The sequence below is a fragment of the Kineococcus glutinatus genome, from assembly GCF_039542765.1.
GTDB classification, from domain to species: domain Bacteria; phylum Actinomycetota; class Actinomycetes; order Actinomycetales; family Kineococcaceae; genus Kineococcus_A; species Kineococcus_A glutinatus.
Window position 1 is genome coordinate 1 of the sequence record NZ_BAABIL010000653.1, and the last position, 2,721, is coordinate 2,721.

The following is a 2,721-nucleotide window of genomic DNA, read 5'->3' on the forward strand; positions in this document are numbered from 1 at the left end:
TCCGCACCCGCCGCCCAGGCCCCCGCCCAGCAGCAGGCCCCCGCGGCCGAGGCCCCCGCCGGCGGCGAGAACCTGGCCGACGAGGTGCAGGAGCGGCAGGCCGCCCACGAGCAGTCGGCGCAGGAGACCGCACCCGCCAGCAAGCCCGCGCAGGCGGAGCAGACGCGGCAGGCGGCCCAGGCACCGGCTCCCCGGCCGGCCCCGCAGCCGCAGGAGCAGGCGCCCGCCCAGCAGACCACGACCGGCGGCGGCACGGGCGGCACCACGTACGTGACGCCGCTGGTGCGCAAGCTCGCCGCCCAGCACGGGGTGGACCTCGGTTCGCTCGAGGGCACCGGCGTGGGCGGGCGCGTGCGCAAGCAGGACGTCCTCGACGCCGCCGAGCGCGCCAAGGCCGCCGCGGCGGCGAAGCCGGCACCCCAGGCGCCGGCGGAGACCGCGGTGGCCCAGGGCGGCAACCAGCAGGCCGCGGCGGCGGTGTCCGCCAAGCGCGGCACGACCGAGAAGATGTCGCGGCTGCGCAAGGTCATCGCCCAGCGGATGGTGGAGTCGCTGCAGACGTCGGCGCAGCTCACCACCGTCATCGAGGTGGACATCACCAAGATCGCCCGGCTGCGGGCGCGGGCGAAGTCCGGGTTCGAGGCCCGCGAGGGCGTGAAGCTGTCGTTCCTGCCGTTCTTCGTGAAGGCGGCGGTGGAGGCGCTCAAGCAGCACGCGGTGCTCAACGCCAGCGTGGAGGGCGACTCGATCGTCTACCACGGCTCCGAGAACGTCAGCATCGCCGTGGACTCCCCCCGGGGCCTCATCACGCCGGTGGTCAAGGACGCCGGGGACCTCAACATCGCCGGGATCGCGCGCAAGATCGCCGACCTGGCGGCCCGGACCCGCAACAACAAGATCACCCCGGACGACCTCGCCGGCGGCACGTTCACCATCACCAACACCGGCAGCGTCGGGGCCCTGTTCGACACCCCGATCATCAACCAGCCGCAGGTGGCGATCCTCGGCACCGGCACGGTCGTCAAGCGTCCGATGGTCGTCTCCGACGGTGACGGCGGGGAGTCCATCGCGATCCGCTCGATGATCTACCTCGCGCTGTCCTACGACCACCGGATCGTGGACGGGGCCGACGCCTCGCGCTTCCTGCAGACCATCAAGCAGCGGCTCGAGGGCGGGGAGTTCGAGGGCGAGCTCGGGCTCTGACCGAGCCCCGACGAGCACCGGACGAGCGGTCCTGACCGCGGACGGGCCGTCCCCCTGCAGGGGGCGGCCCGTCCGCGCGTCCAGGTCCCGCGCCCAGGCCCCGCCGGCCCGCGGCTGCGGGTCGGCAGCACCCGGTCGACGGGACCCGGAGGTGCGGGGGGTCGGCGAGGTCGGCACGATGGCGCCGTGCGGGTGGTGGTCAGCGGAGCGAGCGGGTTGATCGGGCGAGCGCTGCTGCCGGCGCTGCGCGACGCGGGTCACGAGGTGGTGCAGCTCGTGCGCCGCGCACCGCGTGCACCCCACGAGGTGCGCTGGGACCCGGCGGCCGGTGAGCTCGACGCCGCGTCGCTGGCGGGTGTGGACGCCGCGATCCACCTCTCCGGCGCCGGGGTGGGCGAGCACCGCTGGACCCCCGCCTACAAGCACGTCATCCGCGCCTCGCGGGTGGACAGCACCCGCACCCTGGCCAGGGCGCTCGCGGCGCTGGAGCCGGCACCGCGCGTGCTGGTGTCCGGCTCGGCGATCGGCGCCTACGGCGAGCGCGGCGAGGAGGTGCTCACCGAGGACTCCCCCCGGGGCGGCGGGTTCCTGGCCGACGTGGTCGCCGAGTGGGAGGCGGCCACCGCCCCGGCGGCCGCGGCGGGCGTCCGGGTCGTGCACGCTCGCACCGGCCTCGTCGCGGCACACCGCGGGGGCGCGTTCGGGCAGGTGCTGCCGCTGCTGCGGGCCGGGCTGGGCGGGCCGCTGGGTTCGGGACGCCAGTGGTGGAGCGCCATCTCCATGCCCGACGAGGTCGCCGCCCTGGCCTTCCTGCTCGAGGCGGACGTCAGCGGGCCGGTCAACCTGACCGCGCCCGTCCCCGCGCACAGCGCGGTGCTGCTGCGCGCGATCGCCGCGGCGCTGCACCGCCCGGCGGTGCTGCCCGTGCCGGCCCTGGCGCTGCGAGCGGTGCTCGGGGAGTTCGCCGGGGAGGTGCTCGCCAGCCAGCGGGTCGTGCCGGAGGTGCTGCTGCGGGCCGGGTTCACGTTCACGCACCCCGACGCCGCCAGCATCGCCCGGTGGCTGGCGGATCCCGCCGTGCGCTGAGGGTGCCCGTCAGCCGGTCGCCCCCACCCGCCACTGCCCGTCGACGCGGACCAGGGTCAGGCGCGAGCGCCGGGGCTCACCGGCCGCGACGTCCTGCACCGCGCCCGTCTCCGTCACGACCTGGTGCGCTCCGGTGACGACGTCGGCGAGCACGACGACCCGGTCCTCGCCGCGCGTCTCGACGTCCACGGCCCGCACCTCGAAGGAGAGCTGCCGCCAGCGGCTGCCCGCCTCGCGGTGACCGCTGAGCATGGCCGCGTCCGCGGCCAGCGCCGCCGACCCCGGCGCGTCGACCTCACCCAGCAGGCCGGGGTCGTCCGCCTCGAGCGCCCGGGCGCGACGGCCGGCGAGCTCCGCGACCACCGCGGGCAGGTCGTCCCCGCGCAGGACCGCAGCGCCCGGGGTGTCGGCGGCGGTGGCCGGGTCCGCGGC

2 protein-coding genes and 1 pseudogene are annotated in these 2,721 nt (G+C 76.6%); 2 read left to right on the plus strand and 1 reads right to left on the minus strand.

The window, feature by feature from the left end:
• Positions 1-1,203, plus strand: a 1,203-nt coding sequence (sucB, locus tag ABEB16_RS19650) for a 2-oxoglutarate dehydrogenase, E2 component, dihydrolipoamide succinyltransferase (protein ID WP_345713892.1), incomplete at its 5' end; no start/stop codon positions are given.
• A 186-nt stretch (positions 1,204-1,389) separates the two neighbouring features.
• Positions 1,390-2,289 carry a TIGR01777 family oxidoreductase gene (locus tag ABEB16_RS19655; RefSeq protein WP_345713893.1) on the plus strand — a complete coding sequence of 300 codons (900 nt, stop codon included), beginning with the start codon at positions 1,390-1,392 and terminating at the stop codon, positions 2,287-2,289.
• A gap of 9 nt (positions 2,290-2,298) precedes the next feature.
• Here the strand turns inward: ABEB16_RS19655 and ABEB16_RS19660 are convergent.
• Positions 2,299-2,721: pseudogene (locus tag ABEB16_RS19660) on the minus strand (hypothetical protein); the annotation flags it as partial.